The organism is Roseomonas sp. KE0001 (assembly GCF_016107285.1).
Taxonomy (GTDB): Bacteria; Pseudomonadota; Alphaproteobacteria; order Acetobacterales; family Acetobacteraceae; genus Pseudoroseomonas.
Genome location: NZ_RCVQ01000004.1, coordinates 167,648 through 188,043, shown reverse-complemented (window position 1 = coordinate 188,043; position 20,396 = coordinate 167,648). Strand labels below are relative to the sequence as shown.

General features: G+C 70.5%; 21 protein-coding genes. 6 read left to right on the top strand and 15 right to left on the bottom strand.

The window, feature by feature from the left end; genetic code table 11:
• Window positions 1-35: 35 nt before the first annotated feature.
• The gene (locus tag D9598_RS10180) at window positions 36-1,133 is read right to left on the bottom strand and encodes a branched-chain amino acid aminotransferase (RefSeq protein WP_198366363.1); all 1,098 of its coding nucleotides are present in this window, start codon (window positions 1,131-1,133) and stop codon (window positions 36-38) included.
• Between the two features lie 227 nt (window positions 1,134-1,360).
• Here D9598_RS10180 and D9598_RS10175 point away from each other — a divergent pair, with 227 nt between their 5' ends.
• Together D9598_RS10175 and D9598_RS10170 are read left to right on the top strand one after the other, a co-directional pair.
• Window positions 1,361-2,425, top strand: coding sequence for a tripartite tricarboxylate transporter substrate binding protein (locus D9598_RS10175; protein ID WP_232477102.1), 1,065 nt, complete (start codon window positions 1,361-1,363; stop codon window positions 2,423-2,425).
• A 103-nt stretch (window positions 2,426-2,528) separates the two neighbouring features.
• The gene (locus tag D9598_RS10170; protein WP_198366362.1) at window positions 2,529-3,512 is read left to right on the top strand and encodes a tripartite tricarboxylate transporter substrate binding protein; all 984 of its coding nucleotides are present in this window, start codon (window positions 2,529-2,531) and stop codon (window positions 3,510-3,512) included.
• Window positions 3,513-3,550: 38 nt separating this feature from the next.
• On the opposite strand, the gene D9598_RS10165 is transcribed toward D9598_RS10170, so the two are convergent.
• From D9598_RS10165 to D9598_RS10130, 8 genes are all read right to left on the bottom strand, one after another.
• Window positions 3,551-3,919: an iron-sulfur cluster assembly accessory protein gene (locus D9598_RS10165; RefSeq protein ID WP_198366361.1), complete on the bottom strand. Its 369-nt coding sequence runs from the start codon at window positions 3,917-3,919 to the stop codon at window positions 3,551-3,553.
• Window positions 3,920-3,942: 23 nt separating this feature from the next.
• Window positions 3,943-4,314 (bottom strand): SUF system Fe-S cluster assembly protein, encoded by a 372-nt coding sequence (locus D9598_RS10160; RefSeq protein ID WP_198366360.1) that lies wholly within the window; start codon window positions 4,312-4,314, stop codon window positions 3,943-3,945.
• A complete protein-coding gene (gene sufU, locus D9598_RS10155; RefSeq protein WP_198366359.1) occupies window positions 4,307-4,774 on the bottom strand; it encodes a Fe-S cluster assembly sulfur transfer protein SufU in 468 nt (155 codons plus the stop codon). Before sufU ends, D9598_RS10160 begins: the two co-directional genes overlap by 8 nt.
• The gene (locus D9598_RS10150; RefSeq protein ID WP_198366589.1) at window positions 4,774-6,015 is read right to left on the bottom strand and encodes an aminotransferase class V-fold PLP-dependent enzyme; all 1,242 of its coding nucleotides are present in this window, start codon (window positions 6,013-6,015) and stop codon (window positions 4,774-4,776) included. The genes sufU and D9598_RS10150 overlap by 1 nt, the downstream gene beginning before the upstream one ends.
• A complete protein-coding gene (gene sufD, locus D9598_RS10145) occupies window positions 6,015-7,310 on the bottom strand; it encodes a Fe-S cluster assembly protein SufD (protein WP_198366358.1) in 1,296 nt (431 codons plus the stop codon). Before sufD ends, D9598_RS10150 begins: the two co-directional genes overlap by 1 nt.
• Entirely contained in the window at window positions 7,307-8,050 is a 744-nt protein-coding gene (sufC, locus tag D9598_RS10140) for a Fe-S cluster assembly ATPase SufC (RefSeq protein ID WP_198366352.1), read from the bottom strand. The genes sufD and sufC overlap by 4 nt, the downstream gene beginning before the upstream one ends.
• A 102-nt stretch (window positions 8,051-8,152) precedes the next feature.
• A complete protein-coding gene (gene sufB, locus D9598_RS10135) occupies window positions 8,153-9,649 on the bottom strand; it encodes a Fe-S cluster assembly protein SufB (protein ID WP_198366351.1) in 1,497 nt (498 codons plus the stop codon).
• Window positions 9,650-9,659: 10 nt separating this feature from the next.
• Complete coding sequence (locus D9598_RS10130; RefSeq protein WP_198366349.1) at window positions 9,660-10,175, bottom strand: SUF system Fe-S cluster assembly regulator; 516 nt, start codon at window positions 10,173-10,175, stop codon at window positions 9,660-9,662.
• A 140-nt stretch (window positions 10,176-10,315) separates the two neighbouring features.
• Here D9598_RS10130 and D9598_RS10125 point away from each other — a divergent pair, with 140 nt between their 5' ends.
• Complete coding sequence (locus D9598_RS10125; protein ID WP_198366348.1) at window positions 10,316-10,978, top strand: NUDIX domain-containing protein; 663 nt, start codon at window positions 10,316-10,318, stop codon at window positions 10,976-10,978.
• Window positions 10,979-11,002: 24 nt separating this feature from the next.
• Here D9598_RS10125 and D9598_RS10120 read toward each other — a convergent pair whose 3' ends face one another.
• Window positions 11,003-11,485 (bottom strand): peroxiredoxin, encoded by a 483-nt coding sequence (locus tag D9598_RS10120; protein WP_198366347.1) that lies wholly within the window; start codon window positions 11,483-11,485, stop codon window positions 11,003-11,005.
• A 173-nt stretch (window positions 11,486-11,658) separates the two neighbouring features.
• Between D9598_RS10120 and D9598_RS10115 the strand changes: the two genes are divergently transcribed.
• The 3 genes from D9598_RS10115 (at window position 11,659) to D9598_RS10105 (ending at window position 14,868) form a co-directional block, all read left to right on the top strand.
• Window positions 11,659-12,318, top strand: a complete 660-nt coding sequence (locus D9598_RS10115) for a YqgE/AlgH family protein (protein ID WP_198366346.1) — start codon at window positions 11,659-11,661, stop codon at window positions 12,316-12,318.
• 138 nt (window positions 12,319-12,456) lie between these two features.
• Window positions 12,457-13,989, top strand: a complete 1,533-nt coding sequence (locus D9598_RS10110; protein ID WP_198366345.1) for a UxaA family hydrolase — start codon at window positions 12,457-12,459, stop codon at window positions 13,987-13,989.
• Window positions 13,990-14,079: 90 nt separating this feature from the next.
• Window positions 14,080-14,868, top strand: coding sequence for an OBAP family protein (locus D9598_RS10105; RefSeq protein ID WP_232477101.1), 789 nt, complete (start codon window positions 14,080-14,082; stop codon window positions 14,866-14,868).
• A gap of 6 nt (window positions 14,869-14,874) precedes the next feature.
• Here the strand turns inward: D9598_RS10105 and urtE are convergent, their stop codons facing one another.
• From urtE to urtA, 5 genes are read right to left on the bottom strand one after another with little or no spacing between them, the layout of a single operon-like run.
• Window positions 14,875-15,567, bottom strand: a complete 693-nt coding sequence (gene urtE / locus D9598_RS10100; protein ID WP_198366344.1) for an urea ABC transporter ATP-binding subunit UrtE — start codon at window positions 15,565-15,567, stop codon at window positions 14,875-14,877.
• Window positions 15,568-15,569: 2 nt separating this feature from the next.
• Window positions 15,570-16,316, bottom strand: coding sequence for an urea ABC transporter ATP-binding protein UrtD (gene urtD, locus D9598_RS10095; protein ID WP_198366343.1), 747 nt, complete (start codon window positions 16,314-16,316; stop codon window positions 15,570-15,572).
• A complete protein-coding gene (urtC, locus tag D9598_RS10090) occupies window positions 16,313-17,416 on the bottom strand; it encodes an urea ABC transporter permease subunit UrtC (RefSeq protein ID WP_198366342.1) in 1,104 nt (367 codons plus the stop codon). Before urtC ends, urtD begins: the two co-directional genes overlap by 4 nt.
• Window positions 17,413-18,978, bottom strand: a complete 1,566-nt coding sequence (gene urtB, locus D9598_RS10085) for an urea ABC transporter permease subunit UrtB (RefSeq protein WP_198366341.1) — start codon at window positions 18,976-18,978, stop codon at window positions 17,413-17,415. Before urtB ends, urtC begins: the two co-directional genes overlap by 4 nt.
• Entirely contained in the window at window positions 18,978-20,228 is a 1,251-nt protein-coding gene (gene urtA, locus D9598_RS10080; protein ID WP_198366340.1) for an urea ABC transporter substrate-binding protein, read from the bottom strand. The genes urtB and urtA overlap by 1 nt, the downstream gene beginning before the upstream one ends.
• Window positions 20,229-20,396: the final 168 nt, after the last annotated feature.

The window sequence follows — 20,396 nt, the reverse complement described above, 5'->3', positions numbered from 1 at the left end:
CCCTCCCCGCGCCAGGATGGTCAGGCCTCGGGCGGTCAGGCCGCGACGGGCAGCCGCACCGCACTGGTCCAGCCATGCGGGTCCGGCGCCCGGCCGTACTGGATGGCGATGATGGCCTCGTAGAGCTTGCGCGTCAGCGCGCCCGTCTCGCCGCCACCGATGGTGATGGTCTCGCCCTTGTACTGGAGCTGCCCCACCGGGGAGACCACGGCCGCGGTGCCGGTGCCCCACATCTCGGCCAGCGTGCCGTCACGCCCGGCCTGCATCACCTCCTGGATGTCGATGCGCCGCTCGGAGACGCCGAGGCCCCAGTCGCGCATCAGCGTCAGGATGGAGTTGCGGGTCACGCCGTCCAGGATGGTGCCGGCCAGCGGCGGGGTGACGATCTCGTCGCCGATCCGCATCATGATGTTCATGGTGCCGACCTCGTCGATGAAGCGGCGCTCCACGCCGTCCAGCCACAGCACCTGGGTGAAGCCGAGCTTCTCCGCCTCCTGCTGCGCCGAGAGGGAGGCGGCGTAGTTGGCCGCCGTCTTGGCCTCGCCGAGGCCGCCCTGCACGGCGCGGACATGGGTGTCGGTGGCCAGGATGCGAACCGGCTTCACCCCTTCCTTGTAGTAAGCCCCGACCGGCGAGCAGATGACGAAGTAGGTGTAGCTGTGCGCCGGATGCACGCCGAGCATCACGTCGCGGGCGATGACGGTCGGGCGGATGTAGAGCGAGGTTCCGGCGGCGCGCGGCACCCAGTCATGATCGGCGGCGACGATGGCCTCGAAGGAGGCCCGGATCAGCGCCGGATCCATCTCCGGGATGCAGAGGGCGCGGCAGGAGCGGTTGAGCCGCTCCGCGTGGCGCTGGGCGCGGAACAGGCGGATGCTGCCATCCTCGCCGCGGAAGGCCTTCAGCCCGTCGAACACCGCCTGGCCGTAGTGCAGCACCGAGGTGGCGGGATCCAGGCTGAAGGGGCCATAGGGCACCACGCGCGGATCGTGCCAGCCCTTCCCCTCCTCATAATCCATCAGGAACATGTGGTCGGTCATGACCTTGCCGAAGCTGAGCGAGGCATCCTCGGGCCTGGGCCGCGGCTGCGTGGTCCGGGTGAAACGGATGGAAGGATCGTTGAAGGGGCTCATCGCGCCGGTTCCCGCACATATGTTTCCTGGCTTGTCATCATAGCGCAATTCTGCTGCGCGACGAGCCTCCACCCCCGGCAGATCACCCATGCGGCGAGGTTCTGTGCCGGTGGCCACCGCTGGCGCACTTCCCGCTTGCGGGGCCGCATCCTTCTGCGGCAGGAACGAGGCCAGACGGACAAGGCGCGGGCCATGTCTCCGCGCCGCCGAGCCAGGAGAGGACCGCCATGACCACGCCGCTGCCCCGCCGCACCCTGCTGGGCCATTCCCTGGGCGCCGCCGCCCTGTCCATGCTGCCCGCGGCGGGCCCTGCCATGGCCCAGGGAAGCACGACCCCGGGAAGCGCGACCCCTGGAAGCGCGGCCCCGGCCGCCAACTGGCCCACCCGGCCGGTGCGCTTCATCGTCCCCTTCACGCCCGCCGGCACCACCGACATCGCCGCCCGCGTCATCGCGCCCCGGCTGCAGGAACGGCTGGGCCAGCCCTTCCCCATCGAGAACCGCGCCGGGGCGGGCGGCAACATCGGCTCCGACGCCGTCGCCAAGGCCGAGCCGGACGGCTACACCATCCTGATGCAGACCGTCTCCTCGGGCGCCATCAACTACGCGCTCTACGGCAGCGAAATGGGCTACAAGCCGCAGGATCTCGCCAGTGTCGGGCTGGTGATCAAGGTGCCGAACGTCATCTTCGTCACCCCCGCCCTGCCGGTGAAGACCCTGGCGGAGCTGGTGGCACTGGCCAAGAAGGAGCCCGGCAAGCTCAATATCGGCTCCTCGGGCGCCGGCACCTCGCTGCACATGACGGGTGAGCTGCTGAAGCTCGAGGCCGGCATCAACCTCACCCATGTGCCCTTCCGCGGCGCCGGGCCGATGCTGGCCGAGATCATGTCCGGCCGCATCGAGGTCGGCGTGGACAACCTCCCCTCCGCCATCGGCCATATCCGCGACGGCCGGCTGCGGCCGCTGGCGGTCACCACGCCGGTGCGCAGCGAAGCCCTGCCCGATGTGCCGACCACCGCCGAGGCGGGATTCCCCGGTGTCGAGGCCACCGGCTGGTTCGGCGTGCAGGCCCCGGCGAGGACGCCGAGGCCGATCGTCGAGAAGCTCGGCGCGGCCATCGACGCCATCATCGCCGAGCCGGAGACCTGGGCCCGGCTGGCCGATCTCGGCGGCATGAAGCCGGGGCTGACGCCCAATGGCGGCACCAGCCCCGCGGCCTTCGAGGTCTTCGTCGCCGCCGAGGTGACGAAATGGGGCGAGGTGGTGCGCCGCTCGGGGGCCAGGGTGGAGTAGCGGCCGGGGCCGGGGGAGGTGCGGGAAAGGCCAGGCTGCCGCTTGCAGAATGGGGCCCCAGCGTCTAGCACGCGCGCAGAAAACGTTCTCGAAAGGTCGCGCAATGACGCTCTCGCGCCGCCACCTGCTGGCCGCCAGCAGCCTTCTGGCCGCCCCCGCCCTCCTCCCCGCCAGCCTGCGCGCGGAGGCCGCCTATCCCAGCCGGCCGATCCGCCTCGTCGTGCCCTTCCCCGGCGGCGGCGCCACCGACGTGACCGCCCGCGTCATCGCCGAGCGGCTCTCCCAGATGCTGGGCCAGCCCATGGTGGTGGACAACCGCCCCGGCGCCGGCGGCATGCTGGGCAGCGACATGGTCGCGAAGTCGGAGCCGGATGGCTACACGCTGCTGATGTGCACCATCGGCACGGCCAGCATCAACCAGTTCCTCTACACCAAGATGCCCTATGCGCCGAAGGACCTGACGAGCCTCGCGCTGGTCAATTCCCTGGCCAATGTCATCACCGTCCCGGCCAACAGCCCGATCAAGAGCTTCGCCGACCTGCTGAAGCAGGCCAAGGAGAAGCCCGGCGACCTCAGCTACGGCACGCCCGGCAACGGCACCTCCGGCCATATGTGCGGCGAGCTGCTCAAGCACCGTACCGGCACGGACATCTTCCATGTGCCCTATCGCGGCAGCGCCTCAGTGATCCCCGACCTGCTGGGCGACCGGCTCAACATCGCCATCGACAACCTGCCGCCCTACCTGCCGCATATCCAGGAAGGCCGTCTGCGCGCCCTGGCGGTGACCAGCAAGGCGCGCTGGTTCGCCCTGCCGGACGTGCCCTCGGTGGCCGAGAGCGGCGTCGAGGGCTTCGAGGCCGAGGCCTGGTTCGGCGTGCAGGCGCCGAGCAGGACGCCGAAGCCGATCATCGAGCGCGTCTCGGGGCTGATCCTGGAGATCCTGAAGGAGCCCGCCGCCCTGGCCAAGCTGCGCGACATCGGCAGTGAGCCGCGGCCGATGGGACCGGCCGAATTCGACGCCTTCATTGCGCGCGAGGACGCCAAGTGGAAGGACGTCGTCCGCGTCTCCGGCGCGCGGCTCGACTGAACGGGGCGGCGGCCGGGGGATCGCCCCCGGCCCTGCCCTCAGACGTGGAAGCTCTCGCCGCAGCCGCAGCGGCCCTTCTCGTTCGGATTGGTGAAGGTGAAGCCGGCCGACATGGCCTTCACCTCGTAGTCCATGGTGGTGCCGATCAGGAACAGCGTCGCCTTACGGTCCACCAGCACGGTCACGCCCCTGTCCGAAACCACCTCGTCGCCCGGGCCGGGCGCATCGGCCCAGCTCAGGTCGTAGGCCATGCCGGAGCAGCCCTTGGTCTTGACCGCGATCCGCAGCAGCCGCCCTTCCTGTCCGCCGGCATAGAGGGCGCGCAGGCGTTCGGCCGCCGCCTCCGAGACCTGCATGAGGGGCGGCAGCGCGCGAGCGGGACGGGGCGTGGTGGCGGTGGTGCTCATCTCAACCTCAAGATGGCCAGCGGTCAGTACATGTTCAACGCCAGCCGGGCATCCTCGCTCATGCGCGAGGGGTCCCAGGGCGGGTCCCAGACGATCTCGACCGTGACATCGGTGACCCCGGGCACGGCGCGGACCATCTCCTCCACCTGTCCCGGAAGCTCCTGGGCGGAGGGGCAGGACGGGGTGGTCAGCGTCATCTCGACCTTCACCACGCCGTCATCGCCGATCTCGACGGCATAGATCAGCCCGAGCTCGTAGATGTTCACCGGGATCTCGGGATCATAGACATTGGCGATGGCGCCGATCACCGCGTCCTCGGAGATGCGCGGCGGCGTCTCGCCCTCCGGTGTCCAGCTTCCGTGCCGCTCCTGGGTGGCGGGGCTCCCGTCACTCACTGCTCGCCTCCTTCCCGCTGTTCTCCAGCGCCTCGTTCAGCGTGTGCCAGGCCAGGGTCGCGCATTTCACCCGGCTCGGGAACTCGGAGACGCCGCCCAGGGCCTGCAGGCGCTCCATCTCCTCCGCCAGCCCGGCGCCGCAATCGGGGCAGGCGCCGGTCATCGCCAGCTCGCGGAAGCAGTCGGACAGGTGCCGCGCCTCCTGCTGCGTCTTGCCGCGCACGGTCTCGGTCATCAGGCTGGCCGAGGCCATGGAAATGGCGCAGCCCTTGCCCTGGAAGGCGAGATCGTCCAGCCGCCCGTCCGGCGCCAGCTTCACCCAGAGCTGCATGCGATCGCCGCACATCGGGTTGTCGCCGCGGCCTTCGCGATCGAACGTCTCCAGCCGGCGGAAATTGCGCGGCTTGCGCCCGTGGTCGAGGATGACCTCCTGGTAGAGGTCCCGCAGATCGTCGAACATCAGCCGAAGAACTCCCGCGCCTTGCCGAGCGCCTCCGCCAGGTAATCGATCTCCGCCTCGGTCGTGTAGAGGCCGAAGGAGGCGCGGCAGGTGCTCTCCACTCCAAATCGGGCGTGCAGCGGCTCGGCGCAATGGCGGCCGGACCGGACCGCGATGCCGACGCGGTCCAGCAATGTCGCCAGATCATGGGAATGCGCGTTGTCGAGCGCGAAGGCGAAGACCCCGCCGCGATCCTGTGCCCGGCCGAGCAGCGAGAGCCCCTCGATCGGCGCCAGCCGCGCCATGGCGTGATCGACCAGATGCCGCTCATGCGCCTCGATGGCCGGCATGCCGATGGCCTGGACGTAGTCGATGGCCGCGTGCAGCCCGACCGCCTCGACGATGGGCGGCGTGCCAGCCTCGAACTTCGCCGGCACGGGCGCGGGCAGGAAGCCCTCCAGCGTCACCTCGCTGATCATGTCGCCGCCACCGAGGAAGGGCGGCATGGCCTCCAGCAGCGCCATCCGGCCCCAGAGCACGCCGATGCCGGTCGGGCCATAGAGCTTGTGGCCGGTGAAGACGTAGAAATCGCAGTCCAGGGCCTGGACGTCGACCTGGCGGTGGACCGCCGCCTGCGAGCCGTCGAGCAGCAGCTTCGCGCCATGCGCATGCGCCAGCGCCGCCAGCCGCCCGGCCGGCGTCACCGTGCCCAGCACGTTGGACATATGCGTGACGGCGAGGAGGCCCACCCGGCCATCGGCCAGCTTGGCCTCGACATCGGCGAGGTCCAGCTCCCCGGCATCGGTCACGCGGGCGACGCGCAGCTCGATCCCGCGCTCGGCCTTCAGCATCTGCCAGGGCACCAGATTGGCATGGTGCTCCATCTCGGAGATCAGCACCGCCTGCCCCGGCCTCAGCACGCCACGCCCGTAGCTGTGCGCCACGAGGTTGATGGCGGCGGTGGAGGAGGCGGTGAAGACGATCTCGCGCTCGCTGCCCGCGTTCAGGAAGCCGGCGACGGCGCGCCGCGCCGCCTCATAGGCCTCGGTGGCGGCCTCGGAGAGATGGTAGGCGCCCCGGTGCACATTGGCATAGGCGGTCTCCATCATCCGCGTCATCGCCCGGATGACCTGGCGCGGCTTCTGGGCGGAGGCGCCGGAATCGAGGAAGACGAGATCCTTGCCGCGCACCTTCTCCGCCAGGATGGGGAAATCCCGGCGGATGCGGGCGAGATCGAAGCCGGCCGCGACCGCCCCCTCCATCACGCCGCCATCCTTTCCCACCAGCCGGCCACCGCCTCGGCCAGCGCGGCCCGCGCCGCCTCCTCGGTGACGCCCTCGACCGCCTCCTGCAGGAAGGCCTCGATCAGCATCGAGCGCGCCTGGGCGGCGGGAATGCCACGCGAGCGCAGGTAGAAGACCTGCTCCTCGTCCAGCTCGCCTACCGTGGCGCCGTGGCTGCACTTGACGTCGTCGGCGTAGATCTCCAGCTGCGGCTTGCTGTCGATCTCGGCCTGGTCCGACAGCAGCAGCGCCTGGTTCATCTGGTAGCCATCCGTGCGCTGGGCGACCTGATGGACATGGATCTTGCCCTGGAAGACGCCGCGCGACCTGCCGGCCAGCACCGTCTTGACCGTCTGGCGGCTCGGGCAGTCCGGCGCCGCGTGGTCGAGGAAGGTGGTGCAATCGCCATGCTGGCCATCGCCCAGCAGCTGCGCGCCGTTCAGATGCGCCGCCGCGCGCGGCCCGGCCAGCCGCACATGCGCCTCGCTGCGCGACAGCTTGGCGCCGGCATGCAGCAGGAAGCTGTCATAGGTGCCGCGCGCCGCGACCTCGGCGAAGACGGTGGAAAGGTGGATCGCCCCCTTCCCCTCTTGCTGCATCCGGGCGTGGGTGACATGCGCGTCCTCGCCCACCTCGACCTCGAAGACCGGGCTGTGCAGGTAGCGCCCCTCGCCATGGCCCCAGCTGCGCTCGATCAGCACGAGCTTCGCTCCGGCGCCCAGCCGGATCAGGTGGCGCGGATGCGAGGCGACCGGCCGGTCGGCACGGGTGACGGAGAGCAGCTCGATCACGCCACCATCCTCGCCCGGCGCGAGATCGATCAGCACGCCATCCTCGAAGAGGGCGGTGTTCAGCGCCACCAGCGGCAGGTCCTCGACCCGCGCCAGGGCGCCGAGGCGGCCCTCCAGCTCCGGAAGGTGCCGCGCCAGGCTGCGCACCGGCGCGTCGGGGTCGGACAGGTCCTGGCTGAACCGGCCATCGACCAGCACGACACGCCGTGGCGCCGCCGGGCGGGGCAGCGGCAGCGCGCTCTCCACCGGGGTCAGGGGCTCGCCGAAGCCGGCCTGGGTCAGGGGCGCGAGGTCGGTGTACTTCCAGGCCTCCACCCTGCGGCTGGGGAAGCCCTGGGCGCGGAAGCTCTCGGCGGCGGCCTCGCGCCGCTCCACCAGCCAGGGCAGGCCGCGGCCCGGCAGGCGGGCGCGCAGCCCCTCGAAGCGATGCAGGAAGCCGGCGGCGCCGGCCTCGGTCACGGCAGGTTCGCTCACCGCGTTCATGCCGCCCGCACCGAGCCGTAGCCGCTCGCCTCCAGCTGCTGCGCCAGCTCCGGCCCGCCGGACTGCACGATGCGGCCGCCCATCAGCACGTGCACGCGGTCGGGCACGATGTAGTCCAGCAGGCGCTGGTAGTGGGTGATGACCAGCGCCGAGAAGTCCGGGCCGCGCATGGCGTTGACGCCATCGGCCACGATCTTTAGCGCGTCGATGTCGAGGCCGGAATCGGTCTCGTCCAGGATGGCGATGCGCGGCTTCAGCAGCGCCATCTGCAGCACCTCGTTGCGCTTCTTCTCACCGCCGGAGAAGCCGACATTGACGCCGCGCTTCAGCATGTCCTCGGGCATCGACAGGGCGCGCATCCGCTCCCGCGCCAGCTTGAGGAACTGCATGGCGTCCAGCTCGGCCTCGCCCTTGGCACGCCGCTGCGCGTTCAGCGCGGTGCGCAGGAAGTTGGCATTGCCGACACCGGGCAGCTCGACCGGATACTGGAAGGCGAGGAACAGGCCAGCCGCGGCGCGCTCCTCCGGCTCCATGGCCAGCAGGTCCTGGCCCTCGAAGCTCGCGGCGCCGCCGGTGATCTCATAGCCCTCGCGCCCGGAGAGCACGTAGGACAAGGTGGACTTGCCCGAGCCGTTCGGCCCCATGATGGCGTGGATCTCGCCGGTGGGCACCTCGAGGTCGATCCCCTTCAGGATCTCCTTGCCATCAATCTCGGCGGTCAGCCCTTCGATCTTCAGCATCGCTTCCACTTCCGTCCTTGCGGCGCGCGCCCGACAGGATGGCGCCGCCCTTCATCTCGCATCTCAGTTCCGCACCGGCGTGCCGCGACGCCGGGAAAGGCCTCAGCCGACCGAGCCCTCGAGGCTGATCTGCAGCAGCTTCTGCGCCTCGACGGCGAACTCCATCGGCAGCTCCTTCAGCACCTCGCGGCAGAAGCCGTTGACGATCAGCCCGACCGCATCCTCCTCCGACAGGCCGCGCTGGCGGCAGTAGAAGAGCTGGTCCTCGGCGATGCGGCTGGTCGTCGCCTCGTGCTCGACCTTGGCGGTCATGCAGCGGTTCTCGATATAGGGCACGGTGTGCGCGCCGCACTGGTCGCCGATCAGCAGGGAGTCGCACTGGGTGAAGTTGCGCGCGCCCGACGCCTTGGGCTGGATCTTCACCAGGCCGCGATAGGTGTTCTGGCCCTTCCCGGCGCTGATCCCCTTGGAGATGATGGTCGAGCGCGTGTTGCGCCCGAGATGGATCATCTTCGTGCCGGTATCGGCCTGCTGGTGGTTGTTGGTGATGGCCACCGAGTAGAACTCACCCACGCTCTCATCGCCCTGCAGGATGCAGGAGGGGTACTTCCAGGTGATCGCGGACCCCGTCTCGACCTGGGTCCAGGAGATCTTGGAGCGCCGGCCGCGGCAGGCGCCGCGCTTGGTGACGAAGTTGTAGATGCCGCCCTTGCCGTCCTCGTCGCCCGGATACCAGTTCTGCACCGTGCTGTACTTGATCGAGGCATCGTCCAGCGCCACCAGCTCCACCACCGCGGCGTGCAGCTGGTTCTCGTCGCGCATCGGCGCCGTGCAGCCCTCGAGATAGGACACGGTCGCGCCCTCATCGGCGATGATCAGCGTGCGCTCGAACTGGCCGGTGCTCTTGGCGTTGATGCGGAAATAGGTGGACAGCTCCATCGGGCAGCGCACGCCCTTCGGAATGTAGACGAAGCTGCCATCGGTGAAGACGGCGCTGTTCAGCGCGGCGAAGAAGTTGTCCGCCTGCGGCACCACGCTGCCGAGATACTGGCGCACCAGCTCGGGGTGGTGCTGCACCGCCTCGGAGATGGAGCAGAAGATGATGCCCTCCTTCTCCAGCCGGCCCTTGAAGGTGGTGGCCACCGAGACGCTGTCGAACACGGCGTCCACCGCCACCGGCATGCGGCCCTCGGCCGGGCTCTCCCCCGCGCCCTCGACGCCGGCCAGGATGGCCTGCTCGCGCAGCGGGATGCCGAGCTTCTCATAGGTGCGCAGCAGCTCGGGATCGACCTCGTCGAGCGACTTCGGCCCCGGCTTCTTCACCGGCGCGGCGTAGTAGTAGGCATCCTGATAGTCGATGGGGGGATACTTCACCGCCGGCCAGCGCGGCTCCTCCATCGTCCGCCACAGCGCGAAGGCCTTCAGCCGCCAGGCGAGCAGCCATTCCGGCTCGTTCTTCCGCGCGGAGATGAAGCGGACGATGTCCTCGTTCAGCCCCTTGGGGGCGAACTCCATCTCGATCTCGGTCTCGAAGCCGTACTTGTAGGTGCCCGAGGTGACGGAGGCGACGGTATCGATGGTTTCGGTGACGGCGGGCATGGCGTGTTCCCTACTCGGCGGCGGGCGAATGGGCGGGCAGGCGGGCCGGCTGCGCCGGCGAATAAGAGCGGGCCGGCTCCGCCGGCGGGCGCGGACGGGCGGGCGGCGCGGCGGAGCATGCGGCGCGGGGCACCGCCAGATCGGCCAGGGTGATGGAGGAGAGCGCGGCGCGGATCGCCTCGTTCACCGGGTCCCAGCGGCCGCGGACGGGGCAGACCGCCTCGGCCTCACAGCCGCCGCTGGCGCCATCGACGCAGGCGGTGAGCGCGATCGGGCCGTCGATGGCGACGATGACCTCGGACAGCGGCATGGCGGAGAGCGGCCGCGCCAGGCGATAGCCGCCGCGCGCGCCGCGCAGCCCCTCGACCAGCCCGGAATGCCCCAGCGTCTTGAGCACCTTGGCCACCGTCGGCTCGGCGATGCCGGTGGCCGCGGCGAGGCCCGGCGCGGTCTGCACCCCGCCCTCGGCCTCGAGCCGCGACAGCACCACCACGGCATAATCCGTCAGTTTCGACAGCCGCAACACGCGGGCCCCTCTTCCTTGAGAATGGTTCTCAGCTAAAACGGACCTGATTCGTCCGCTTTCCGGCAGATGCGCTCGCGTCGTTGCAATGTCAAGAACTTGGCCCCTTTTCGGGCACCGCGCATGGTGCGAGCCTGTGCGCCATGTCCGAGATCGCCCCCGCCGGCCACCCGGCCGCTCCCGCCGCCCGCCCGGCCTTTCCGCGCCACGCCGCCACCCTGATCCTTTGGCGCCGCAACCATGCCGGGGTGGTGGAGGTGCTGATGGGGATGCGCGCCGCCGGGCACCGCTTCATGCCCAACCGGCTGGTCTTTCCGGGCGGCCGGGTGGATCTGGCGGACCGCGCCGCCGCCGCCGCCACCGAGCTGCGCTCCGCCACCCGCGCCGCGCTCGAGCACCGCGCGCCGCCGCGGCTGGCGCGCGCGCTCGCCATCGCCGCCGCGCGGGAGCTGGAGGAGGAGACGGGGCTGACGCTCGGCGGCGCGGTGCCGCGGCTGGACGGGCTGGAGTATCTCTGCCGCGCGGTGACGCCGCCGACCAGCCCGATCCGCTTCAACGCCCGCTTCCTGATCGCCCCGGCCGAGGCGGCGGAGGGGCGGCTCGCCGGCTCGGGCGAGCTGGAGGGGCTGGGTTACATGCCGCTCGACACCCTGCTCGACCTGCCGGTGGCGCCGATCACCGGCAAGGTGCTGGCCGAGTTCCGCGACTGGCTCGCCATGAGCCCGGAGCAGCGCGAGCGGCGGGCGCTGATCTGGTTCCGCGGCCGCGACAACCGGCGGGTGGACCGGCCGGAGGCGCCGGGCTAAGGGGCCCGGCGCCCGGCAGGCCCGTCAGAGCGCCGCCAGGACCGCCTGGCCGCTCGACACCTCGAAGGCGCCCGGCGCCTCGACCGCGACATGCGTCACCTTGCCATCCTTCGCCACCAGGACGAAGCGCTGGCAGCGCAGGCCGAGGCCGCGCGCCGTCAGGTCCAGCTCCAGGCCGAGCGCCCTGGTGAAGTCGGCGGCGCCGTCGGCCAGCATCACTACCTCATCCGCCACGCCCTGGTCCTTGGCCCAGGCGCGCAGCACGAAGGCGTCGTTCACCGCCATGCAGGCGATGGTGTCGACGCCCTTGGCCTTCAGCGCCCCCGCGGTCTCGAGGAAGCTGGGCAGGTGCTTGGCGGAGCAGGTGGGGGTGAAGGCGCCTGGCACGCCGAAGAGCACCACGGTCTTGCCGCCGAAGACCGCCTCGGTCGAGGTCTCGCGCGGGCCCTCCGCCGTGGCCTCGGTCAGCTTCCGCGACGGAATGGTCTCGCCGGTCTGAATGGTCATTAGGCGTTCTCCTCTTTGTGGCGCGCCTGCCGCGCCGCCAGGCCCTGCCGGCTTTTCACAGCCCGGCCCGCACTGTCAACGCGCGATCCGCCGCCGCGCCCCACACCCCGCCGCGCCGGACGGCCGGCATGGCGCTTGCGCGGGCCGGCCGCCGCCGCCATGTTGACAGAGTAATGGCAAGACGCGCACGCGAGGATGAGTTGCCCGACGCCTTCCGCAATGCCCAGGGGAAGCCCCTCGGGTCCGCGGCGGGCCAGGCCACCGGAAGCAGCCTGCAGGCCGGCTACCTGAACGGCCAGCTGCTGGTGGCCATGCCCGGCATGCAGGACCCCCGCTTCGCCCGGTCCGTCATCTGCCTCTGCGCCCATTCGGCGGACGGGGCGATGGGGATCGTGCTCAACAAGCCGCTCGACAGCCTCTCCTTCGAGGATCTGCTGAAGCAGCTCGAGGTGGAGCCGGCGCCGCCCCAGCGGCAAATCCGCCTGCTCGCCGGCGGGCCGGTCGAAGGCGGCCGGGGCTTCGTGCTGCACACCACCGACTGGTCGAGCGAGGGCAGCCTGAGGGTGACGGGCGATTTCGCGCTCACCGCCAGCGTCGATATCCTGAAGGCCATCGCCGGCGGCGGCGGGCCGCGCCAGGGCCTGCTGGCGCTCGGCTATGCCGGCTGGGGGCCGGGCCAGCTGGAGGAGGAGATCCAGCGCAACGCCTGGCTCAACGTCTCGGCGGACGAGGCCCTGCTGTTCGAGGGCACGGCCGAGGAGAAGTGGCGGCAGGCCCTGGCCAAGCTGCGGATCGATCCGCTGCTGCTCTCGGGTGTCGCCGGCCACGCCTGAGCCCGCCCGGCGGTCCGCCCCGCCCTGCGATCAGCCCCTCAGGCGGCTGTTTTACGTGAGCGCCCGGCCCACGCCTTGCCAATTTCCGCGATGCCGGGTCCGCTCTAGGATGTCCGAACCCCTGGAGGACAACGAACCATGGACGCCCCGGCCGAGACACCCTTCATCCGCCTGCATCCCGAGGACAGCGTGCTGATCGCCCGCCGCGCCGCGGCCGAGGGCACGCCCGTCGGACCCAATGTCCTGACCCGCGCCCGCATTCCGCCCGGCCACAAGGTGGCGGTCCGCGCCCATGCGCCGGGCGAGGCGGTGAAGCGCTACGGGCAGATCATCGGCTTCGCCACGCAGCCCATCGCGCCCGGGGACTGGGTGCACGTGCAGAATTGCGGCATGGGCGATTTCGACAAGGATTATGCCTGGGGCGTCGATGCCAGGCCGACGCTCTACGTACCCGAGCCCGCCACCTTCCAGGGCATCCTCCGCCCCGATGGCCGCGTGGCCACGCGCAACTACATCGGCATCGTCACCAGCGTGAACTGCTCGGCGCATGTCGCCGCGATGATCGCCGATGCCTTCAAGCGCAACCCCTTCACCGGCAACGACCCGCTGGCCGAGTTCCCCAATGTCGACGGCGTCGTCGCGCTGACGCACAAGACCGGCTGCGGCATGGGCGACAATGACGGCCTGCGCATCCTGCGCCGCACGCTGGCGGGCTATGCGCGGCACGTCAATTTCAGCCATGTCATCGCCATCGGCCTGGGCTGCGAGGTCAACCAGATCTCCGGGCTGCTGGAGGAGCAGAACCTCGCCGGCCGGCTGCGCAACATGGACATTCAGTCCATGGGCGGCACCCGCAAGACGGTGGAGGCCGGCATCGCCTTCGTGCGCGAGGTGCTGACCGAGGCCAACCAGGTGCACCGGCAGGCCGTGCCGGCCAGCCACCTGACCATCGCCCTGCAATGCGGCGGGTCGGACGGCTATTCCGGCATCACCGCCAACCCGGCGCTGGGCCATGCCTCGGACCTGCTGGTGCGGCATGGCGGCACCGTCATCCTCTCCGAGACGCCGGAAACCTATGGCGCCGAGCACCTGCTGACGCGCCGCGCCACCTCCCGCGCGGTGGGGGAGAAGCTGGTCGGGCTGATGCGCTGGTGGGAGGAGTACGCGGCGCGCGGCCAGGCGGAGCTGAACAGCAACCCCTCCCCCGGCAACAAGGCGGGCGGGCTGACCACCATCCTGGAGAAGTCGCTCGGCGCCATGGCCAAGGCCGGCACCACCAACCTCACCGCCGTCTACGACTACGCCGAGCCGGTGACGGAGAAGGGCTTCGTCTTCATGGACACGCCGGGCTACGACCCGGTGGCGGCGACCGGCCAGGTGGCGGGCGGCGCCAACATGGTCTGCTTCACCACTGGCCGGGGTAGCGTCTTCGGCTGCAAGCCGGCGCCCTCGATCAAGCTCGCCACGAATTCCGCCATGTACGAGCGCATGGAGGAGGATATGGACGTCAATTGCGGCACCATCCTCTCCGGCCGCGAGACGGTGGAGGCGTGCGGCGAGCGGATCTTCCAGCTCATCCTGCGCGTCGCCTCGGGCGAGCGCACCAAGAGCGAGAGCTACGACTTCGGCGCGGCGGAGTTCGCGCCCTGGCCGATCGGCGCCACGATGTGACGCGGCCGCCCGCGCGGATGTGAGGCCGGCGCCGCAACATCCGCGCGGCGCCGCCGTTGCAGGCGGAGGCCCTTCGGGAGAACCTCCGCCATGAAACGGTTGCAACAATCCCCGCTGCCCCGCCGCGCCGTCCTGACCGCCGCCGCCCCGGCCCTCGCCGCCTGCGCCTGCGGCCATGCCCTGGCCCAGCCGGTGCAGCATCACCAGGGCAGCCCCGCCGCCGGCGCCGAACCCTCCACCCGCAGCCAGGTGCTTGGCACGGGCGCGGCGCTGCTGCAGTCCAAGGCGCCGCTGAACGCCATGGACCTCTACCTCAACGGCTTCCATTTCTATGCCGATGACATGGGGCGGCCCGTCGAGGCGCATCACTACTGCACGCATCTCACCGAGGACCTGCATCAGTGCACGATCTTCGACGGCAACCACGCCCAGGCGCGGCTGATCGGCATCGAATACATCGTCTCGGAGCGGTTGTTCCGCGACCTGCCGGAGGAGGAGAAGCCGCTCTGGCACAGCCATCACTATGAAACCACCTCCGGCCTGCTGGTCATGCCCGGCCTGCCGCAGGTGGCGGAGAAGGCCGCGATGCGCGACCTCTCCACCACCTACGGCAAGACCTGGCACACCTGGCAGGTGGACCGCGGCGACACGCTGCCGCTCGGCCCGCCGCGGCTGATGATGGGCTACACGGCAGACGGCCAGCTTGACCCCGCCGCCGTGGCGGAGCGCGACCGCAGGCTCGGCCTCTCGACGCAGGAGCGGCGCGAGGGGCGGGCCGACCTTCCCGTGCCGGCCGTGGCCGAGGGCGCCAATGCCTGGCAATCCGGCCAGACGCCACAGCTGAGGCTGGAGACCGTGCCGGTGCGCAACCGGCGCTAAGGCCCGTTAAACGGTCAGCAGCCGGCGCACCGCCTCCTCGTCCAGCGTGCCGGATGCCCCCGCCAGCGCCACCTCGCCGCGCACCAGGATCGCGAGCTGGTCACCCAGCTCGCGGGCGAACTCGTAATACTGCTCGACCAGCACCACCGCCATGTTGCGGCTCCGGGCCAGCAGCGCGATCACGCGGGCGATGTCCTTGATGACATTCGGCTGGATGCCCTCCGTCGGCTCGTCGAGGATCAGCAGGCGCGGCCGCGCGGTGAGAGCGCGCGCGATGGCGAGCTGCTGCTGCTGCCCGCCGGAGAGATCGCCGCCGCGCCGGCGCAGGAACTGCTTCAGGATCGGGAAAAGCTCGAAGACATCCTCCGGCACCCGGCTGCCGCGCGGCGCGGCGGCGAGCGCGGTCTCGAGGTTCTCCCGCACCGTGAGGAAGGGAAAGATCTCGCGCCCCTGCGGCACGTAGCCGATGCCGGCGCGGGCGCGGTCGGCGGGAGAGAGGGCGGAGATGTCCCTCCCCTCCCAGACGACGCGGCCCCCGCGGATGCGCTCGAGGCCCACGATGGCGCGCATCAGCGAGGACTTGCCGACGCCGTTGCGCCCCAGCACACAGGTGACGCGACCGGGATCAGCGGCCAGCGAGACACCGCGCAGCGCCCGGCTGGCGCCATAGAAGAGATCGATACCCTCGACACGCAGCATGCTCAGCGCCCCAGATAGACTTCGATCACGCGCGGATCGTTCTGGACATGGTCGATCGACCCCTCGGACAGCACGCTGCCCTCGCAGAGCACCGTGACCTTGCTGCCCAGCGCCCGGACGAACTCCAGGTCGTGCTCCACGACGACCACCGAGCGCCGCCCGGCGATGCCGCGCAGCAGGGCGGCGGTGCTCTCCGTCTCCTGATCCGTCATGCCGGCGACCGGCTCGTCGACCAGCAGCAGCCGCGGCTCCTGGATCAGCAGCATGCCGATCTCGAGCCATTGCCGCTGCCCGTGCGACAGGATGGCGGCGCGGTCCCGCGCGCGTTCGGTGAGGCCGATTTCCTCCATCACCGTCTCGATCCGGCGGCGCGCGCCCTCGGCCAGCCGCCAGCGCAGGCAGGACCAGGGATCGCGCGGCGCCTTCAGCGCCAGCTCCAGGTTCTCGAACACCGTCAGGGCATCGAAGACCGTGGGCTTCTGGAACTTCCGGCCGATGCCAAGATTGGCGATCTCAGCCTCGTCCATCCGCGTCAGGTCATGCTCGCCGAAGCTGACCGTGCCGGCGGTCGGGCGGGTCTTGCCGGTGATGATGTCCATCATCGTCGTCTTGCCCGCGCCGTTCGGCCCGATGATGGCCCGCAACTCCCCCGGCTCGATGATCAGCGACAGCGCGTTCAGCGCACGGAAGCCGTCGAAGACCACGGAGACGCCATCGAGGTAGAGCCGGCCCTCGACACCGCCGATCATCGCCCCTCCTCCCTGCGGAACAGGCCTGCCAGACCGCGCGGCAGGAGCAGCGTGACGGCGACGAAGAGGCCACCCAGCACGAAGAGCCAGAGATCCGGCGCGAAGGAGGTGAGCCAGGTCTTGAGGGCATTGACCGAGAAGGCCCCAAGCAGCGCGCCCACCAGCGTGCCGCGCCCCCCGACGGCGACCCAGACCACCGCCTCGATCGAGTTGCCCGGGCTGAACTCGCCGGGATTGATGATGCCGACCAGCGGCACGTAGAGCGCCCCGGCCAGCCCCGCGATCATCGCCGAGAGCACGAACACGCTGAGCTTCACGGCGGTGGTGTCATAGCCCAGGAAGCGCAGGCGGCTCTCCGCGTCGCGCACCGCCACCAGCACCCGGCCGAGCTTGGAGCGGGCGATGTGGCGGCAGAGCAGCAGCGCGGCGCCGAGCGCCAGCAGCGCGGCATAGAACAGCGCCGCGCGGGCGCCGGAGGTATTGAGCGGCATGCCGAGCAGCTCCTTGAAGTCGGTGAAGCCGTTGTTGCCGCCGAAGCCCATGTCGTTCCGGAAGAAGGCCAGCATCAGCGCATAGGTCATGGCCTGGGTGATGATGCTGAGATAGACGCCGGTGATGCGGCTGCGGAAGGCCAGCCAGCCGACCAGCCCGGCGAGCAGCCCCGGCACCGCCAGCGCCATCAGCAGGGCGAAGGGGAAGTGCTGGAAGCCCCACCAGTACCAGGGCAGCTCAGTCCAGCCGAGGAAGACCATGAAGTCCGGCAGCACCGGATGGCCATAGACGCCGCGCGGCCCGATCAGCCGCATCAGGTGCATGCCCATGGCGTAGCCGCCCAGGGCGAAGAAGGCGCCATGGCCGAGCGAGAGGATGCCCGCATAGCCCCAGGCCAGGTCGATGGCCAGGGCCAGGATGGCGTAGCAGATCCACTTGCCCGACACCGCGACCACGAAGTCCGAGACGTGCAGCGCGGAGTCCTGCGGCAGCTGGTTCAGCACCGGCAGCAGCGCCAGGATGGCGAGGCCGCCGAGGAGGAGCCCGCGCAGCACCAGGCCCGGGCGGAGCGCGGTGCGGACCGGCGGGTGGGCGGTCGTCGCGCTCATTGTTCGGCCGCCCTGCCGCGGAGCGCGAAGAGGCCCTTCGGCCGGCGCTGGATGAACAGCATGATGCCGACCAGCACGGCGATCTTGGCCAACACCGCGCCCGCCCATGGCTCCAGCATCTTGTTGACGAGGCCCAGGGTGAAGGCGCCGATCATGGTGCCGGCCAGCGAGCCGACGCCGCCGAAGACGACGACCATGAAGCTGTCGATGATGTAGCCGGTGCCGAGATTGGGCGAGACGTTGTCGATCTGGCTCACCGCCACCCCGGCCATGCCGGCGATGCCGGAGCCGAAGGCGAAGGTCATGGCGTCGACGCGGCCGGTGCGGATGCCCATCGTGGCGGCGATGCGGCGGTTCTGCACCACGGCGCGCATCTCGAGGCCGAAGCGGGTGAAGCGGATGGCGGCGACGGTCAGGCCGAGCACCACCAGGGCGAAGAGAATGATCCAGAGCCGGTTCTGCGTCACGGTGACATCGCCCGGCAGGGTCAGCGTGCCCTGCATCCAGGCCGGGCTGACCACCTCGCGGTTCTGCGCGCCGAAGATCAGCCGCACCGCCTGCTGCAGGATCATGCCGACGCCGAAGGTCATCAGCAGCGTCTCCAGCGGCCGGCCGTAGAGGTGCCGGATCAGCCCGCGCTCCAGCGCCACCCCCACCGCTGCCGTGACCAGGAAGGCCGCCGGCACCGAGAGCGGCAAGGACCAGGCGGCCAGCCAGGGAATGCCGCGAAGCGCCTCCTGCACCATCACCGTGGTATAGGCGCCCAGCATCACCATCTCGCCATGCGCCATGTTGATCACGCCCATGACACCGAAGGTGACGGCGAGGCCGAGCGCGGCCAGCAGCAGGATCGAGCCGAGGGAGAGGCCCTGGAACGCCGTCTCGGCCATCTGGCGCAGCTTCAGCCGCCCGTCGATGGCCGCGATGGCCGCGTCGATCCCGTCCGCGGTCTCGGCCCCCGCGGCGCGCGCCTCCAGCAGCAATCCGCGCGCCTCGGCGGAGCTGCTGGCACCGAGCGTCGCGATGCCGGCGCGCCGTGTCGCCACGTCCCCCGACATCAGCCGCGCGGCGGCGAGCGCCATTTCCATGCGGCGGCCCACCGCCGGCACGGTCTCGCGCGCCAGCGCCTGCTCCAGCAGCGGGATGTTCTCCGCGCTGCGGCTGCGGAACAGCCCCTCCGCGGCGGCGGCGCGCACCGCCTCCTCAGGCGACATCAGTTGCAGGCGGCCCAGCGCGCCGCGCAGCGCCGCGCGCACGCGGTTGTTGATGCGCACCACCTCGCCCGGCCCGGCGGCCGGGGCGCCCGAAAGCGCCTCGCGCACCGCGCCATTCTGGGCGATCAGAAGCGTGCCATCGGCCTGCTTCTGCAAGCGGCCTTCGGCCAGGGCCTGGAGCAGCGGCAGGGCGCGCGGATCACCCAGCGCGCCGAGCCTCTCCACCGCCTCGGCCTGGGCCGTGAAGCTTCCGGCCAGGGGCGCGGCGGTGGCCTCGAAACTCTCCTGCGCCTGCGAGGCAGCCGGGATCAGCAGGAGCGAGGCCAGCAGGCACAGGAGGCGGAACATCAGCCGGCCTTGGCGCGGTTGGCGTTCTCGGGGATGAAGGGCGACCAGTTCTCGGCCTTGATCGCCGTCGGCGTCTTGTAGACCACGTTGAACTGGCCGTTCTCCATGATCTCGCCGATCATCACCGGCTTGGAGAGGTGGTGATTCTCGAACATCTGCTCGGTGTAGCCGCAGGGGGCCTCCACCTTCTGGCCGTACATGGCGCTCCGCACGGCATCGACGGCGGTCGTCTTGGCCTGGCCCACCGCTTGGGTCCACATCCTGAAGCCGGTGTAGGTGGCTTCCATCGGGTCGTTGGTGACGCGCTTCGGGTTCTTGATGTAGGACGCCCACATCTTCTTGAACTCGGTGTTCACCGGGCTGTCGACCGACATGAAGTAGTTCCAGGCGGCCAGGTGGCCGACCAGCGGCTTGGTGTCGATGCCGGCCAGCTCCTCCTCGCCCACCGAGAAGGCGACGGAGGGAATGTCCTCGGCCTTGATGCCCTGGTTGCCCAGCTCGCGGTAGAACGGCACGTTGGCGTCGCCGTTGATGGTGGAGACGATCGCCGTCTTCTTGCCCTGGCTGGCGAACTGCTTGACGCGGCTGACGATGCCCTGCCAGTCGGAATGTCCGAAGGGGGTATATTCCTCCAGGATGTCGGCATCGGCGATGCCCTTGCTGTTCAGGAAGGCGCGCAGGATGCGGTTGGTGGTGCGGGGATAGACATAGTCGGTGCCCAGCAGCGCGATGCGCCTGGCGCCGCCGCCATCCTCGCTCATCAGGTATTCGACGGCCGGGATCGCCTGCTGGTTCGGCGCGGCGCCGGTGTAGAACACGTTCTTCGACTGCTCCTCGCCCTCGTACTGCACCGGATAGAACAGCAGGCCGTTGAGCTCCTCGAAGACCGGCAGCACCGACTTGCGGGAGACCGAGGTCCAGCAGCCGAAGGTGACGTCCACCTTGTGCACCTGCAGCAGCTCACGCGCCTTCTCGGCGAAGAGCGGCCAGTTGGAGGCCGGGTCGACCACCACCGCCTCCAGCTTGCGGCCCAGCACGCCGCCCTTCCGGTTCTGGTCCTCGACCATCATCAGCACGGTGTCGCGCAGCGCCGTCTCGCTGATCGCCATCGTGCCGGAGAGGGAGTGCAGCACGCCGACCTTGATCGGGCCGCTCCCCTGCGCGAGGGCGGGGCGGATGGCCGGCATGGCCAGGGCGCCGGCCGCCGCGCCGAGCAGCGCGCGCCGGGAGACGGGGAAGCGGACGGTCATGGGATCGGGTCTCCTGCAAGCGGCGGCCGGTGGAGGCCCGGCCTCATCGCGGCGCGCAGTCTCGCGGCGATCCTCCCACCGGCGTTATACGTCAAATGACGTAGCCCCGGCCGTCTTGACCCGTCCGGCGCCCCGGCCCCAGTCTGTGGCGCGCCGCCATCCCTCCCG

What these genes read in the sequence shown, in the direction of transcription:
- D9598_RS10170 (WP_198366362.1), top strand. Translation starts at nt 2,529, where the DNA reads ATGACGCTCTCGCGCCGCCACCTGCTGGCCGCCAGCAGCCTTCTGGCC.
- urtA (WP_198366340.1), bottom strand. Translation starts at nt 20,228, where the DNA reads ATGACCGTCCGCTTCCCCGTCTCCCGGCGCGCGCTGCTCGGCGCGGCG.
- sufB (WP_198366351.1), bottom strand. Translation starts at nt 9,649, where the DNA reads ATGCCCGCCGTCACCGAAACCATCGATACCGTCGCCTCCGTCACCTCG.
- D9598_RS10175 (WP_232477102.1), top strand. Translation starts at nt 1,361, where the DNA reads ATGACCACGCCGCTGCCCCGCCGCACCCTGCTGGGCCATTCCCTGGGC.
- D9598_RS10165 (WP_198366361.1), bottom strand. Translation starts at nt 3,919, where the DNA reads ATGAGCACCACCGCCACCACGCCCCGTCCCGCTCGCGCGCTGCCGCCC.
- D9598_RS10150 (WP_198366589.1), bottom strand. Translation starts at nt 6,015, where the DNA reads ATGGAGGGGGCGGTCGCGGCCGGCTTCGATCTCGCCCGCATCCGCCGG.
- sufC (WP_198366352.1), bottom strand. Translation starts at nt 8,050, where the DNA reads ATGCTGAAGATCGAAGGGCTGACCGCCGAGATTGATGGCAAGGAGATC.
- sufU (WP_198366359.1), bottom strand. Translation starts at nt 4,774, where the DNA reads ATGTTCGACGATCTGCGGGACCTCTACCAGGAGGTCATCCTCGACCAC.
- urtD (WP_198366343.1), bottom strand. Translation starts at nt 16,316, where the DNA reads ATGATCGGCGGTGTCGAGGGCCGGCTCTACCTCGATGGCGTCTCCGTG.
- D9598_RS10120 (WP_198366347.1), bottom strand. Translation starts at nt 11,485, where the DNA reads ATGACCATTCAGACCGGCGAGACCATTCCGTCGCGGAAGCTGACCGAG.
- D9598_RS10115 (WP_198366346.1), top strand. Translation starts at nt 11,659, where the DNA reads ATGGCAAGACGCGCACGCGAGGATGAGTTGCCCGACGCCTTCCGCAAT.
- D9598_RS10110 (WP_198366345.1), top strand. Translation starts at nt 12,457, where the DNA reads ATGGACGCCCCGGCCGAGACACCCTTCATCCGCCTGCATCCCGAGGAC.
- D9598_RS10105 (WP_232477101.1), top strand. Translation starts at nt 14,080, where the DNA reads ATGAAACGGTTGCAACAATCCCCGCTGCCCCGCCGCGCCGTCCTGACC.
- D9598_RS10180 (WP_198366363.1), bottom strand. Translation starts at nt 1,133, where the DNA reads ATGAGCCCCTTCAACGATCCTTCCATCCGTTTCACCCGGACCACGCAG.
- D9598_RS10125 (WP_198366348.1), top strand. Translation starts at nt 10,316, where the DNA reads ATGTCCGAGATCGCCCCCGCCGGCCACCCGGCCGCTCCCGCCGCCCGC.
- urtB (WP_198366341.1), bottom strand. Translation starts at nt 18,978, where the DNA reads ATGTTCCGCCTCCTGTGCCTGCTGGCCTCGCTCCTGCTGATCCCGGCT.
- urtC (WP_198366342.1), bottom strand. Translation starts at nt 17,416, where the DNA reads ATGAGCGCGACGACCGCCCACCCGCCGGTCCGCACCGCGCTCCGCCCG.
- urtE (WP_198366344.1), bottom strand. Translation starts at nt 15,567, where the DNA reads ATGCTGCGTGTCGAGGGTATCGATCTCTTCTATGGCGCCAGCCGGGCG.
- sufD (WP_198366358.1), bottom strand. Translation starts at nt 7,310, where the DNA reads ATGAACGCGGTGAGCGAACCTGCCGTGACCGAGGCCGGCGCCGCCGGC.